This is a genomic window from Bacillus sp. PK3_68, from assembly GCF_003600835.1.
In the GTDB taxonomy this organism is placed as follows: Bacteria; Bacillota; Bacilli; order Bacillales; family Domibacillaceae; genus Pseudobacillus.
Genome location: NZ_NQYC01000001.1, coordinates 418,221 through 431,933 on the forward strand (window position 1 = coordinate 418,221; position 13,713 = coordinate 431,933).

The 13,713-nt window shown below is 37.5% G+C and carries 16 protein-coding genes and 1 pseudogene; 6 read left to right on the forward strand and 11 right to left on the reverse strand.

Annotation, left to right across the window (positions count from 1 at the left end):
- Nucleotides 1-163 precede the first annotated feature (163 nt).
- On the forward strand, nucleotides 164-556 hold the full coding sequence (locus CJ483_RS02020) for a hypothetical protein (RefSeq protein ID WP_120031450.1): 393 nt from the start codon (nucleotides 164-166) through the stop codon (nucleotides 554-556).
- Nucleotides 557-806: 250 nt separating this feature from the next.
- Here CJ483_RS02020 and CJ483_RS02025 read toward each other — a convergent pair whose 3' ends face one another.
- From CJ483_RS02025 to CJ483_RS02040, 4 genes are all read right to left on the reverse strand, one after another.
- Nucleotides 807-1,364, reverse strand: coding sequence for a DUF4256 domain-containing protein (locus CJ483_RS02025; RefSeq protein WP_120031452.1), 558 nt, complete (start codon nucleotides 1,362-1,364; stop codon nucleotides 807-809).
- A 508-nt stretch (nucleotides 1,365-1,872) separates the two neighbouring features.
- The gene (locus CJ483_RS02030) at nucleotides 1,873-2,457 is read right to left on the reverse strand and encodes a YdhK family protein (protein WP_120031454.1); all 585 of its coding nucleotides are present in this window, start codon (nucleotides 2,455-2,457) and stop codon (nucleotides 1,873-1,875) included.
- Nucleotides 2,458-2,523: 66 nt separating this feature from the next.
- The gene (locus tag CJ483_RS02035; protein WP_120031456.1) at nucleotides 2,524-3,234 is read right to left on the reverse strand and encodes a response regulator transcription factor; all 711 of its coding nucleotides are present in this window, start codon (nucleotides 3,232-3,234) and stop codon (nucleotides 2,524-2,526) included.
- Entirely contained in the window at nucleotides 3,231-4,613 is a 1,383-nt protein-coding gene (locus tag CJ483_RS02040; protein ID WP_342753566.1) for a sensor histidine kinase, read from the reverse strand. The genes CJ483_RS02035 and CJ483_RS02040 overlap by 4 nt, the downstream gene beginning before the upstream one ends.
- Before the next feature lie 143 nt (nucleotides 4,614-4,756).
- Here CJ483_RS02040 and CJ483_RS02045 point away from each other — a divergent pair.
- Nucleotides 4,757-5,083, forward strand: a pseudogene (locus CJ483_RS02045) (four-helix bundle copper-binding protein).
- Between the two features lie 96 nt (nucleotides 5,084-5,179).
- Here the strand turns inward: CJ483_RS02045 and CJ483_RS02050 are convergent.
- On the reverse strand, nucleotides 5,180-5,611 hold the full coding sequence (locus CJ483_RS02050; protein WP_120031458.1) for a DoxX family protein: 432 nt from the start codon (nucleotides 5,609-5,611) through the stop codon (nucleotides 5,180-5,182).
- A gap of 29 nt (nucleotides 5,612-5,640) precedes the next feature.
- Complete coding sequence (locus CJ483_RS02055; RefSeq protein WP_120031460.1) at nucleotides 5,641-6,423, reverse strand: dioxygenase family protein; 783 nt, start codon at nucleotides 6,421-6,423, stop codon at nucleotides 5,641-5,643.
- 423 nt (nucleotides 6,424-6,846) lie between these two features.
- On the opposite strand from CJ483_RS02055, the gene CJ483_RS02060 reads away from it, so the two are divergent.
- A complete protein-coding gene (locus tag CJ483_RS02060) occupies nucleotides 6,847-7,374 on the forward strand; it encodes a helix-turn-helix domain-containing protein (RefSeq protein WP_120031462.1) in 528 nt (175 codons plus the stop codon).
- Nucleotides 7,375-7,397: 23 nt separating this feature from the next.
- Nucleotides 7,398-7,568: a hypothetical protein gene (locus CJ483_RS24315; protein ID WP_182917179.1), complete on the forward strand. Its 171-nt coding sequence runs from the start codon at nucleotides 7,398-7,400 to the stop codon at nucleotides 7,566-7,568.
- Between the two features lie 152 nt (nucleotides 7,569-7,720).
- Here the strand turns inward: CJ483_RS24315 and CJ483_RS02065 are convergent, their stop codons facing one another.
- Complete coding sequence (locus tag CJ483_RS02065; RefSeq protein ID WP_120031464.1) at nucleotides 7,721-7,963, reverse strand: hypothetical protein; 243 nt, start codon at nucleotides 7,961-7,963, stop codon at nucleotides 7,721-7,723.
- Nucleotides 7,964-8,077: 114 nt separating this feature from the next.
- The gene (locus CJ483_RS02070) at nucleotides 8,078-8,323 is read right to left on the reverse strand and encodes a helix-turn-helix domain-containing protein (RefSeq protein WP_120031466.1); all 246 of its coding nucleotides are present in this window, start codon (nucleotides 8,321-8,323) and stop codon (nucleotides 8,078-8,080) included.
- A 283-nt stretch (nucleotides 8,324-8,606) separates the two neighbouring features.
- On the opposite strand from CJ483_RS02070, the gene CJ483_RS02075 reads away from it, so the two are divergent.
- Nucleotides 8,607-8,858 carry a hypothetical protein gene (locus tag CJ483_RS02075; protein WP_120031468.1) on the forward strand — a complete coding sequence of 84 codons (252 nt, stop codon included), beginning with the start codon at nucleotides 8,607-8,609 and terminating at the stop codon, nucleotides 8,856-8,858.
- Between the two features lie 360 nt (nucleotides 8,859-9,218).
- Here CJ483_RS02075 and CJ483_RS02080 read toward each other — a convergent pair whose 3' ends face one another.
- The 3 genes from CJ483_RS02080 to CJ483_RS02090 form a co-directional block, all read right to left on the reverse strand.
- On the reverse strand, nucleotides 9,219-9,773 hold the full coding sequence (locus CJ483_RS02080) for a sugar O-acetyltransferase (protein WP_120031470.1): 555 nt from the start codon (nucleotides 9,771-9,773) through the stop codon (nucleotides 9,219-9,221).
- 295 nt (nucleotides 9,774-10,068) lie between these two features.
- Complete coding sequence (locus CJ483_RS02085) at nucleotides 10,069-10,824, reverse strand: GNAT family N-acetyltransferase (RefSeq protein ID WP_120031473.1); 756 nt, start codon at nucleotides 10,822-10,824, stop codon at nucleotides 10,069-10,071.
- A gap of 429 nt (nucleotides 10,825-11,253) precedes the next feature.
- Entirely contained in the window at nucleotides 11,254-12,012 is a 759-nt protein-coding gene (locus CJ483_RS02090; RefSeq protein WP_120031475.1) for an SDR family NAD(P)-dependent oxidoreductase, read from the reverse strand.
- A gap of 146 nt (nucleotides 12,013-12,158) precedes the next feature.
- Here CJ483_RS02090 and CJ483_RS02095 point away from each other — a divergent pair, with 146 nt between their 5' ends.
- A complete protein-coding gene (locus CJ483_RS02095; RefSeq protein WP_120031477.1) occupies nucleotides 12,159-13,409 on the forward strand; it encodes a helix-turn-helix domain-containing protein in 1,251 nt (416 codons plus the stop codon).
- Nucleotides 13,410-13,713 lie beyond the last annotated feature (304 nt).

Below are 13,713 nucleotides of genomic sequence, written 5' to 3' on the forward strand. Positions count from 1 at the left end.
AATAACTCGACCGGTAAAAAAATTATACTTGCCTCCCTCTTCTTTTTCCAGCTCCTTTCTGTTAAATCTTTGTTAAGCTGAAAACTACAACATTTTCAAAATCTATTGATGTGTAACTGTAATTAAGTGTGCTACGATTCTAGTATTCTTGGAGGGAGGAAAAATGAGAATAAATTTGTACAGTATAGCCGCTCTATTAAGTAGCATTTTAGGTGCCTTTTTTCTTAAAAAGGCAGAGAGACGTGTTTATCCATTCGCCCTGCAGCATTCAGGCCTATCCCCGGCAGAAGCATCAAGTCTGCAGATTAACATGGGCTTATCCTATGCTAAGCAACGAAAGTATAAGCAAGCGACCGAATACTTTGATCAAGTGTTTCATGAACAAATGACGCAGGGGTTTGTTTATGATCCTAGTTTCAAAGAAATAATTCAAACTTATTTGAAGGGTCACCAGAAAGAAAAAGCAAAGCAGGTTCTATTCATCATGTTAGGCAATAAAGAAAAAGATAAACGATACAAAAAACTGGAAAAGACATTCTCTTTCCTATTAGATTGAAATGTCAATTGTAGACTTAGAATAACGATGGATTAAATGACTGATAATATCGTTGATAAACGAACAAAAAGAAAGAGCGTGTTTTGAAAAGAAGATTCATCAAAACACGCTCTTAATATATTTCAATTGAATGATTCTTTTATAAAGCTATCTTCCTAATCCAATTAAAGCGCATGATAGTTGAAGAATGAGATTAAAGCCTTTCTCCAGGGTTTATTCTTAAGCTTAATTTTCGCTGTCTGGGCAAAATTTAGACTCTTAGCGAGCCGCGAAATCCCCTGGAAGAATAGTAAGATTCTGCTCCATTGTGATACACGAAAACGTGTCCGAAGCGGTAATCGCAAAAAAGAGCTCCGCCGAGTTCTCTAATATCAGAGGGTGTCTGCACCCAACTCGACGTTTTCATATCAAAGTTTTCTATCTTCTGCAACGCTCGATATTGTTCTTCCGTTAATAATTCAATGCCCAGGGCAGTTGCCATATCCATAGCATTATTTTCTGGTTTATGTTTTTTTCTTGATTCTAGCCCTTTGCGGTCATAACAAACACTTCTGCGACCTTTAGGACTTTCCCTTGAACAATCATAAAAAATATACTCGTCTTTCTTTTTATCATAATCAACAACGTCCGGCTCACCGCCTGTTCTTTCCATTTCATTAAGCGACCATAGTTTCTCAGTATTAGCTTCCAGCTTTTCTTGGATTTTAGCCCACTCAAGACCTTTATGGCGGTGCATGTTTTTCTCAAAACGAGCTTTCAATTCACTGAGTAATTCTTCACGTTGTTCTAGTGACAATTCTATTATCATGTTAATGTCCCCCTCACTGTATTTACTTATGATAATTTACGTATATGTAAATGGTTGGAATGAAGCTTTGCAACATCCACAACAAAAAGAAACGTTTGGCTCCGACACAGAATTTGATCAGGCTTTATTGAGAATAGTCAATCTTTTTTGTTAATTATTCAACAAGATATGCCCAACAATTCAATAACACCCGCTTTCAGACACACTGAAGCCCTCCAACTGCTAAAGCTTGTTTATAAGAAACAGGGTTATCACAATAATTATATCTACCAAATCCCTGCTAATCAAAATTTTACCATAAAATGATTGGGTTATATTTCATTATTTTTTACGATGCTGGTCATTAGGCCTCATTCATCTGCTAGTTTATTTCCATTCCCAAAGAAGAAACCAGTGCGGTCATATAAACGTAAAAACGCCCCTCCTTTCAGATTTTCAACCTAAAAAGAGGGGCAACATTTTGAGAGCTTATTGGTATAAAAGTAAGCTCTTTTTTGAAAAACACTCGTTATTTTACTGGGGATAATTCGTTTTCAGTTACCCATTTGTGATTTTTTACTTCTTCTCCATTAGTAGTAGAGGTGTAATCGACCATATAGACAGTTGTTTTTTCTGCTGATTCAATTTCAGCAGAAGCTCCTTTCATTCCCTTCATGTGGTCCGCTACTAAGGTAACTTCCGTGCCAGGCGCTAACGTTTTGCTGCCCGCATCTTTCATTTCCTCTTGAATGACCCATTTATGGTTTTCTACTCTCTTTCCGCCAGTAGTCGGGGTATAAGAAACAACATAAGCTGTCGTGTCATAAGCCCCTGCTATGGTTGCTTTGGCCCCTTTCATTCCTTCCATATGATCCGTTTCAAGAATAGCCTCGCTTCCCACTTTATAAGTTGGATGATCTGCTGTTTTTAAGCCTTTTGGAATTTCGCCCGAACTGGAATGACTCATCTCTCCATGATCCATGTCTTCCATCTTTTCAGTATGCTCTTTATTGTCCGTGCTTTTCTTGCTTTCCTCCTTATCATTGGAACAGGCCCCCAGTATGAAGATAAGAGCGGCAAATAATAGAATCAGCGCTTTTTTAAGCATAAACATCTCCTCCTTTAATGATCGCTTCTCATCATAACAAGGAAGTTTGCAGAAAATATGGAGCTGTCTTCTCTATTTTTTTATATTGCTTTCTTCCTTAAGCGGGCTCTCTGCATCCACCCACTTATATCCAACTCCCCAAACCGTTGAAAGATATTGATCGATCGGAAAGTCTGCATTTCGCAGTTTTTCCCGGATGTTTCTTACGTGGGAATCAACGGTTCGATCTTCTGTAAAGGCTTCATCTCCCCAAATGCTTTCAAGCAGGTTGGGACGCGAGAATACCTTATTTTGATTATGTAGAAACAATCCAATTAAAGAAAATTCTTTTGGGGTCACTTGAATGTCCTGTCCTTTGTAGATTAATTCATGAGCCGTTCCATCCCAGAGAAGACCTTTAAATTCAATTTTCTGGTTCTCCCCGTTTTTTACTCTCCTAAAAATAGCCTCAATTCTAGCAAGCAGCTCAGCTTCATCAAATGGTTTTGTTACATAATCATCCGCTCCTATCTTTAATCCTTTTACTATATCTGTTGTCTCGTTTCTTGCGGTTAACATAATGATAGGAAGAGTAAAGAATCTCCTAATCTCTCGGCACGTATCCCAGCCATCCATCTCGGGCATCATTACATCTAGAAGAATTAAATCAACTTTGTTCTTCTTCACATATGAAATAGCTTTCAGCCCTGAATTTACTTTGATGCACTCGTAATTCGGCGATAAATAAATGCTTAACAGATCAAGCATTCTCTCTTCATCATCTACAAGCAATATCGTTTTCATTTTGTTGCCTCCTTCAGCCAAATCAAAAACAATGACCCCTGATTAATTTTGCTGCTAACCTCAATCCTGCCTTGATGGGCTTCTACTAACTCCTTTACAATGGACAATCCTAAACCGCTTCCCCCCAAATCTCTGGACCGCGACTTGTCGACTCGATAAAAACGGTCAAAGATAAAAGGAAGGTCTTCCTTAGGAATGCCCACTCCTTCATCTTTCACCGCAATGACAACGTCATTTTTTTTTCGCTTCACAGAAATGGTTGTTTTCGTATGTGGGCAGGAGTATTTCATCGCATTATCCAACAAGTTAAAAAGAATTTGTTCAAATCTTAAAGGATCCATCAAGACATACAGCTCTTCTCTGCATTCCATTTCCAGCTCGATCCCTTTCTCTTGAAAAGCCGGAAGCATTTTTTCACAGACAGTTGTTAAATAAGGACAAATCTCCACTTTCTTTCGGTTAATAATAAAAGAGTTGCGATCAATCTTGGCAAGATCAAACAAGTCCTTCATCAGAGCGGATAGCTTCTCTGATTCTTCATAGATAATATCGAGGTACTTTTCTCGATCTTTTTCTTCAATGTTTTTTCTTCTGGCCACATCAGCATATCCTTTTATATAAGTCAAAGGGGTCCTTAACTCGTGAGAAACACTTGATAAAAACTCGTTTCTTTGTTCCTTTAATTGCTTCAGATCTTGAGCAAGAACTGTGATAGACCGTGATAATTCACCGAGTTCATCTTCCCCTCGTTCCGGCAGCCGGACAGAGAAATCTCCCTTGCTTAGCTTTTCTGTAGCTCGTTTCATTTGAATAAGGGGAGTCGTTAACGCTTTTGAAAGAAATAGAACCGTCGTGATTAAAAGGATAATCGTTACTGCTGCAGCAAATAGAAAATGCTGATTTAATTTTGAAATTAGGCGTTGTACCTGATCGGTGCTTTTGAACATATAAATATAACCGCTTTGATTCTCTCTCGTAGTATAAGGACTGACGGTAGAAATGTATTTTTCATTTTCCCATCGCCTTTCAAGAATTTCCCCTCTGCGTGGAACTTCTTCCAGCTTTTTGGCTATAATTTTCTTTTCCTCATTGTCTATGTTAGAAGAACTAATAATAATTTTTTGTTTGCCGTCAGTAATAACCACTTCTGTATCAGCTTTCCATTCCATTAATGCAATGTGATGCAGCGTTTTCGGGCTGTAGCTATCCTCCAGAACCTCCCTATGGCTATTCCCTCTTGCAAGGAGGGAGTCTAATTCTTCTTCTACCCTGCTTTCGACAAGACCAGTATGTAAAACAAAGAATAAACAAATTTGAATCATTACCATCACAAAGAAAAACCAAAGACCTAACTTTAATGTTATTTTATTGATTGCCATCACCGCTTTTCAAGATTACTGTCTTTATCATACTGAAAAAATCATATTGAATTGTGCAGTTTTTAAGGACTTTTCATTAAATCGTTAGAAAAATAATAAGAAGGGTAGACTCTAATTGACTAATATCATGAGGAGGATGCTTTATGAACACAATGTATGAAGAATGTATCAAAGCTTGTCTGGAGTGTATGGAAGCGTGCAACCATTGTTATGACGCCTGTTTAAAAGAAGAAAACGTGAAAATGATGGCTGACTGCATCCGATTAGATAGAGAATGTGCAGACATTTGCGCACTTGCGGCAAAATCGATGCAATCTAACAGTCCATTCGCCAAACAAATCTGCCAGTTATGCGCAGACATTTGTGAAGTCTGCGGAAACTAATGTAAAACACACGATCATGAGCATTGTCAAAAGTGTGCTGAAATGTGCTTCCGCTGCGCGGAACAATGCCGTCAGATGGCATCATAATCAGATTGAGCTAAAAAACCTGTATCCGCTATTAGAAGCGGATACAGGTTTTTTATGATAAATTCTTTGCTGCCTCAGAAGATGGGAAGAACAAGATTAGGCAGATTTAGGCGTATCGTTATTATAGTCGCGCCCTTTAAAAATCAACCGGTCTAACGAGCAAAACTTGCTTCCTGTGATAGCAAGAGAGACAGCCATTGCCAGGAATGCGAGATCCAACTCATAGCCTGCTGATTGCCCGTCCCCTAAGAAACCAGCAGCCAGTTTCACTTTTAAGATCGCTCCAGCCATTAATAGAGCAAAGAGCGTCGAAATAATTTTAGTGCCTAAGCCAGCGATTAATGCTATTCCGCCAACTGTTTCTAAGAAAGCAACCCCATAAGCAAGAAAGCCTGGCAATCCAATGCTTTCAAACCATCCGGTGATGTTTTCAATGCCTCCCTGGAATTTTGTTAGTCCATGCACAAAGAAGGCTATTCCCAATACAACGCGTAAGATCAATGCACTCCACTCATATTTGCTTGCCATGTTTACCATACCTCCAGGTCATTTTTTTATTAACCAAATTGCCATACGCTGTGACTTAAGTTTCCATATCGATAGCTTCGGTGAAGGAGCTCGGCTGTTCTCTTGTCATCTGCTGCTCCCATAGCATAGAAAATTGGAATAAAGTGCTCTTTTCCATATGGAGGCACAGCCAGACGTGCTGTAGGAGCTAAAGTATCATAATGAAAGAGAGTATCTAACTCCCAACTTTGCAAATGACGGGCCACCCACTCATCAAAATCTACGGCCCAATCATCTACGGCCCCATAATCTGCAGCCATGTTTACCGCTCCAAGGTTATGCACAGTTCCCCCGCTGCCAATAATCAAAATATCATTTTCTCTCAGTTCGACCAGTGCTTTTCCAATCTTGTACTGCTCTTCTGGTGTGAGACGGGAATTAACAGACATAGCAACGACAGGAATATCAGCCTCTGGATAAAGCATCCGAAGAATCACCCACGCCCCATGATCCAGTCCCCTTCTCTTTTCTATTTCATAAGGGATGCGATGTTTAGTGAATAACCCTTGAATTTCTTTAGCAACATGCTTATCACCGCGAGCCGGGTACTGAATCTGATACAATGCTTCCGGAAAACCGCCGAAATCATAGATCGTACTGTACACATCAACGTCGCTTACTTTTTGGACAGGAGACTCCCAATGGGCCGACAGCAGTACAATGGCTTTTGGACGTACGAGTGTCCGGCCCAATTCCGTCAGAAACTGTGTATATTCATTGTCTTCCATAGCCAAAAGCGGCGCTCCGTGAGCGATAAAAAAAGATGGCATCATCCTTATTTTCCTCCTGTATCCTTTAGGTTTGTATATTAGTATGTTTCTTTTCGATCCATTTGTTTACTGTAAATAAATTTGCCGCTTCTCTTGATGAACTCAGCAATTATTTAACCTGCCCCGTTTAAAAATATTCCCTCACGCTTGAATATAAAAAATTCTCTATCTTCCTAACGGCTAATAGTGAATCTCGCCCATTATTTCTTATTATTCTCTGAATGAAGAACCAGGTAGTGCAGGCTCCATTTAGCTGGATCTATACTGTTAGCGAGTTTACCTGTCTTTGATCTGCAGTTACGCTTTTATTTCCCTATGTGAATAATTGTTTTTTATAAGATAACAAACAATTTCATAGAACGTCAACTGTTTTTTTGTTAATATAGAATTAAGTTTCTTATTAGAAAACAACTGAGGGGGAAGAAGATGGACATCGGTTCAAACATCAGAGCGATCAGAAACAGAAAAAAAATCACCATTGCACAAATGAGCGAAAGCACGGGACTCTCCAAAGGATTTATCAGCAATATGGAAAACAACAATACGTCTCCCTCTATCACTACATTGCAAACAGTCGCTAACTTTCTTCAGGTGCCTCTGCCCTACCTTCTTTTAGAGAAGGACCAGCGTATGAATGTAGTTAGAAAGAATGAGCGGCAATATACGACTCATAAAAAAGAAAACATTAGAGTCGAGCATTTAATATCAAAAGATGGATTAACGCTCCAGCATGTCGAATTTCCGCCGGGAACCTCAACAGGAGAAGAACCGCATGTTCATGAAGGGAAAGAATGTCATCTAGTATTGCAAGGTAAAATTCTCGCTGAACAAGGAGAGGATTCGTTTATATTAGAAGAGGGGGATTCGTTTAGCTGGAATGCTTGTGCCCCGCATTTTGTTAAAAATATCGGTGACCAAACAGCCATTGTTTTAATTGCTGTTTATACAGAATAATAAAAATAGGAGTATCCCTAGTCATGAAAGTTCTGCCAAACGTTGATATAACAACGTTTGGGAAGATTTTTCTTTTTATCCCGCTTTGTATTTTGTGGAAAGAGAAAGAACTATATGAGTTTATTGTTGAAGCTGCGAGTATAGCTGGCCCGGAATCAGAAGAAGATATAACTGAAGAGTGGAGGGAATGGTAAAAAAAACAGTATTCTTTTTAATGCCTATAATCGAGGATTATGTTAATAAAAACCTTAATCCAAGAATCAGATTGTCAATAGACGGTCCGTTTTAGAGATTTGAATGTTATAACATCAGGCATATTAAACAAACTGATCTAAGCTTCTATTTATTAGAAAGCTTTTATTGCATGTGATCCTATTCTACTTCTTCCTGCTTTCACAAGTTCGAGCCTTGGATGTGATTCGCTGATTAGCGAGCAGACTGGTGTATCATCCGAGAGATGAAGGGCCATTACAGGCTGTGCGACACCGACCATCAACCCGGTATTTCTACATCTAATTTCGTAACCTTTCTTAAACACCAAATCCTCCAGTTCATCAAGCGTTCTTACACCTCCTAGTGAGCGAATCACTCTGCTCTCCCCCTTTTTTTGTCATACATAGGTATATTCCCACAAAAAACCACAAAGTCCTTCCATGTGTTAACAAATAAAAAAGCCCCGCTTAATAGAAGCGGGAAAAGTATTTTAGCTATCAAACGGGTGATATTTTTTGCGCAGTTCATCCTGCTCTGCTTTTCGCGCTTCAATATCACTTCTTAAAAATAAGGTTTCTCTATTAAGTTTTTTCACTGGAGTAATCTTTTTAGTTGAAATTAACGATTTCATTTTTTGTCTGGTAACACTCAGAATTTCTATTGCTTTTGAAGTGGTCAATACTTGCTCAATAACGAACCGTTCTACTTCTTCGCGATTCTTCAAATGATATTCCATTTCCTCACCGTTTCCTTTCTGGTACCAGCAACTTTATAACAAAGAAAATGATCCATTTTTTTAATGTTCCCCTTAAAACGAATACATTTATCTACAAAAAAATAGGTAATACGTTATACAAGTACAATGCAAAGAAAAATTAAAAGTTCATAGAATAATCATCCGGTTGATTTTTTATCCATACTTAGTTAAGAGGAAATTAGAAAGGGAAATACTTCCTCGATTACAAAGGGCAAAAATGGTAAAATAATTTATTCGTTATTTATTAAGAGGTGTGTAATATGTGACCAAATGGGGTTGTTTATCTGTAGTAATAGTTATAGTTGCATTTATTCTCTATCTTGTCGTGCATGGCTATGAGGAAAGAAATAAAAATATTTATGAATCTGAAGTTATCTTTAGCAACGAATCCCCAAACCACACCAATATAATCGAAGCTAGACTAGTCGTTAAAGAGTCAAAAGGATTGTTAGCATTTAAAGAAGTAACAAACTATTTCACAAGAATTTATTATGGAAAAAAGGAAGTGTTTTAGAAACATATAAAGAATTGAAACCTTCTGAATCTATTTCTTCCCTTGATGAAGTTAAAGTCCACTGGGAAGGAGAAAATATGGCCACAGTAGAAATAAAGAAGGTATACGAAACAGAACATGTTAAAATATACATTCCAAATTAGTTAATAGAAGCTTCTTTTAATGCCCTCAAAATATAAAGGCCCTTGCCCGTTGAGAGCAGGGATCAATCGGAAATATTCGGGGTGTGACTCGATCGAACAATAAATAAATCCCCGCGCTAAAAGATCGAGAGTTTTTAATAAATTATTTCTCTTGTCTATAACTCATAGTGTTCTATAAATAAACGAGTGTGTAATACTGGAGAAGGATGGTATACACTTAGATATGTTTAATTATTTTCGCTGGATTTCCGCCAACAACTACATTATCAGGGACATCTTTTGTTACTACTGCCCCGGAAGCAACTACTACATTATTACCTATTTTCACACCGGGATTGATCACCGCTCTCCCACCAATCCACACATTGTGACCGATATGTACCGGCAGTCCGTATTCAGCGCCGCTAATTCTTTCCCTCGCATTTAGTGGGTGAGCAGCTGTATAGACATGTACTCCTGGAGCGATAAAACAATTGTCTCCTATTCGAATTTCACATACATCTAAAAATACACAGTCGAAGTTTGCATAAAAGTTTGCACCGACATGAAGATTGTAACCATAATCACAACGCAAGGTGGGCTCGACATATATATTTTCTCCCGTCGAACCAAAAAGTTTTTTTAAGAGCTCTGTACGCCTGTTGCCTTCCGTTTCTGTTGTCTGATTAAAAAGCCTCGTTAATCTTCGTGCGTTCTCACGTTCTTGTGTCAGTTCTGAGTCATCCGCAAAATAAATTTCTCCACTCAACATTTTCTCTTTTTCTGTTTTCATAACGGAATCTCCTTAACTAAGATGGATTTTTCTTATTTTATAAGACTGTATCGTATGAGGAAGAACTTTTAACATCCAATTATAAAATAATCTTTACCCTAAAACAGCTAAATTCACGATACAATAGGCTTCATTGTGACCTATCAAGAATTACTCATTCATTTTTGGACACTTGACAAAGTATCAAAGTTTAATATTACAAGGATAAAAAAGAGCATAATTGAAATAAGAAACTACAAAAAAGAACCTCAAATTGATAACGTCTTTAATCTAAATAAGAATAAAGAGTGTCTTTCTACGGTAGCAGTCTTGTTAGTAATTTATTAAATTTATTTGGACTGATTATTTCATGTGTAATGAATTCACCATTATAAAACAAACCAAAAGTTGTCCAAATTACAGGTGAATGTTGTGCTTCATCTTTAGTTGTGATCTTATAAGTTTTAAAAGGGACATTTTTGTTTTCTGCTATTTTCTTTAATTCTTCTAATACACCAACAGCATAAGGACACTGTGCTGTGTAATAAATAGATATGCCTGTATCATCCGTCAAAGTCTCTACCTGCTTATTAAAAGAAGGTACGGTCGCTTGTTCATTCCACTTTAATGCTATTAATTGAAAATAAGGTTCTGCTTCGTCTACTAGCTCAAACCCCATATGTTCAAAGAAACGTTTATCGCTTAAATACGGGTAATTTTTCTTGCCTACAATATGTACAATCCCATCCATGCCACGATGGATAGCCTCTTCTTTGCAATGATTTAATAACTGCTTTGCATAACCGTTATTTTTATATCTTCCTGAAACCCACAAGCAGTTGATATACATAAAATTTGGTGCTTGAATAGGAACCCACGCCATTTCGGCAGGTAAATATTCTATAAATACTTTTGCCCGTTCATCTAAGCGATAAAAAACCAACCCTTCATCCATTCGTTCTGTTAGCCAATTCTTTTTCTCAGTTACTGCATTTTCATATTGTTTTGCTCCTAATGCACAGCATATGTGTTCCGTTTCAATATTATTTTTGGAAATTTGAATGAACTCCATATCGTTCCCCTTCGAATTCGATAATTTAAAGTATTATTATATAAATTAGAAAAATAACACTTTAATATTCATACGTTCTTAAAGATTCATAGGTTTCATTCATTGGATATAGACAGCTTTTCCGCGAAATTTTAACTAGCCCCACGTTTGCGCAGATGACGCCCTCCTATACTCCTTTTTAGTGTAAAGAAATCGAGGGCTCATCCATCCTAACAATTCCTGATTATTTCCTTCATTTAAGCTATCGCCTTGGAATAAAGTCTGATTAAACGTACGACAAAAACCGCTTATAACACAAATAAAAAATACTCTATTTTGAAAAAGGATTGATCAAAATAGAGTATTTTTAATGGTACACATAAATGGTTGTGAATGCCTCTTATGTCTTCAGCATTCTACCTGTTCCCTTGAATGGACTGTCTTTTGTGACTATAAGGTTAATCCGCCATCTACAAGAACAATTGAACCAGTCATGTAGCTTGCTTTATCTGATGCTAAGAAAGCAACCATTTCAGCGAGTTCTTGAGGATCAGCATAACGCCCCATTCTCATGTTGGAAACCTCTTCTGGAACGTATCCACCTTTTGCAAACTGAGCTTCAACACCTGTTGTTAAGGCTGTTTTTACCCCGCCAGGACAAAGCGCATTAATGCGAATGCCTTTTTTCGCATACTCTAATGCAGCTCCCTTGGTTAAGCCTACAACCGCATGTTTGCTTGCAGAATATACGGCTACACTGTGCTCAGGACGAACCCCCGCGGTAGAAGCGGTATTAATAATAGAGCCACTTCCCTGTTCCTCCATTACTTTCAACACATATTTCATTCCAAGGAAGACTCCTTTTACATTGATAGACATAATGCGATCAAATTCATCTTCTTCTACTGAAGTAAAAGGAGCGAACTTTTGGATAACACCTGCATTGTTGAAAAATATATCAATACGTCCATATGTTTCAACCGCTTTATTTACATAGTTTTGTACATCTTCCATTTTCGAGACATCTGCCTGAACGAAGATCCCTTGTCCACCTTGTTCTTTTACAAGTTTTAACGTTTCTTCACCTGTTTCCTGATTGAAATCGACTAATACAACTGTTGCCCCGTTACTAGCGAGTTTCAAACTGCTTGCTCTTCCGATTCCACTTCCTGCACCAGTTATTACAGCAATTTTATTTGATAATTCCATGTTTACTTCCTCCCTGCTTATCCTTCTTACTCCATAATTTTATTGCTTGTTTAACAATAAATATTGTATTATTTTACGAATAATAGTATTTATTTAATTATTTTTGAGCTGTATCAAATAAAAAACTTGAACGGAGCTTACAACAGATGGAGATAGCCATACAGGATTTGCCATACATATGTGACATTATTTATAGAGTTCATAACATACCGGTTTATTATGTTAATCAATTTGGGGAGATTGAATATGAATTTTCAAGTGGAGACCTACGGGATAATCCATATTACTATTCATTCAAAGAGCAGATAAGCGTATATACGTATGAAGATAACCCGACGGATTTTCCTATCTTTTTTTCGAATTCAAATTTGAACTTTTTCTTTGTCAATCTAAAAGAAACAAGCCTATTTTTAGGCACCATTATTTTAGGTCCTACTCTTGAATCGGAAATATCTGAGGAAGATATTAGCAAGATCATGGATGCTTTTAAAGGAAGCCTGAATAAAAGGAAGCTCATTGAATATTACCATTCCATCCCTATTATTGATCATCAGCAATTCCTAACGATTAGTCTATTGGTTTATTATTTGGTGTACCATAAAAAGCTAGATCAAACGATGGTGATCCAAAACAATCAAGCGTTACCCCTTGATAGGATGGAATCAGAGAATCCCGATCTTGAACTTTCAAAAGGGAGAAGGGATCTCATTTTTCATTCCAATCTTTCATATGAACGAGTTTTGCTCGAGCATGTCAAAAACGGGCGGGTAGATAAATTAAAGGACATCTTCGATTACTCTATTGTGGGGGAGGCGGAATTAGGACTATTGTCGAAACGAAATCGCCTAAGAAGTGAGAAAAATTTAATGATAACTGGAATTGCTCTTGTTTGCAGGGCGGCCATTGAGGGTGGTTTAAACGATGAAACTGCCTTCACGTTAAGCGATTTCTATATTCAACATCTTGAAGAATTAGGAAGCTTAAAAGCTATACTGAAGTTAACGGAAGAAGCTATAGTGGATTTCACCAATCGTGTGCACCGATTAAATAATGAAAAATATTCTCCAACCATAACAGCTTGTCAACATTATATTTATGACCATCTTTATGACGATATCGCACTTGATGCCCTTGCACAAGTCTGCCGTTTAAGCCCGAATTACTTATCGTCACTTTTCAAGAAAGAGGTTGGTCAGCCAATAAGTGAATACATTCAACGGCAACGGATTGAAGAAGCAAAAAAGCTATTACTTTTAACCAATTATTCAATTTCGGACATTGGCACATGGCTGAATTTCAACGACCAAAGTTATTTTATCAAGATTTTTAAAAAGTACACGGGTTTAACCCCCAGACAGTTTAGAAATGATCATTGCTCCGATCGTGAATCGACCTAATGATCTATCAAGGAAATTTAAGCACTAACTTATTTTATGCTGAGGATATCAGACCGACTATGAGGAGGAGCATTACTGAGCTTACTTAATCTTACAATGAACGGATGAATAAGACGGATTGAAAAAGGAGCCAGTTGTATTCAACAAGAATTTGGTCCTATCAGCGAAGTGACATTTACATTCTTCCTCTTTCGGATTCCCAATATATAGGCTGGTTTAATTCGTAATGTAACCAAAGATCTCTACCGAAGTGCATAAAGGATGAAAGTTGGCCTTTTCAATGAACTGTGCATGAAATTTATTC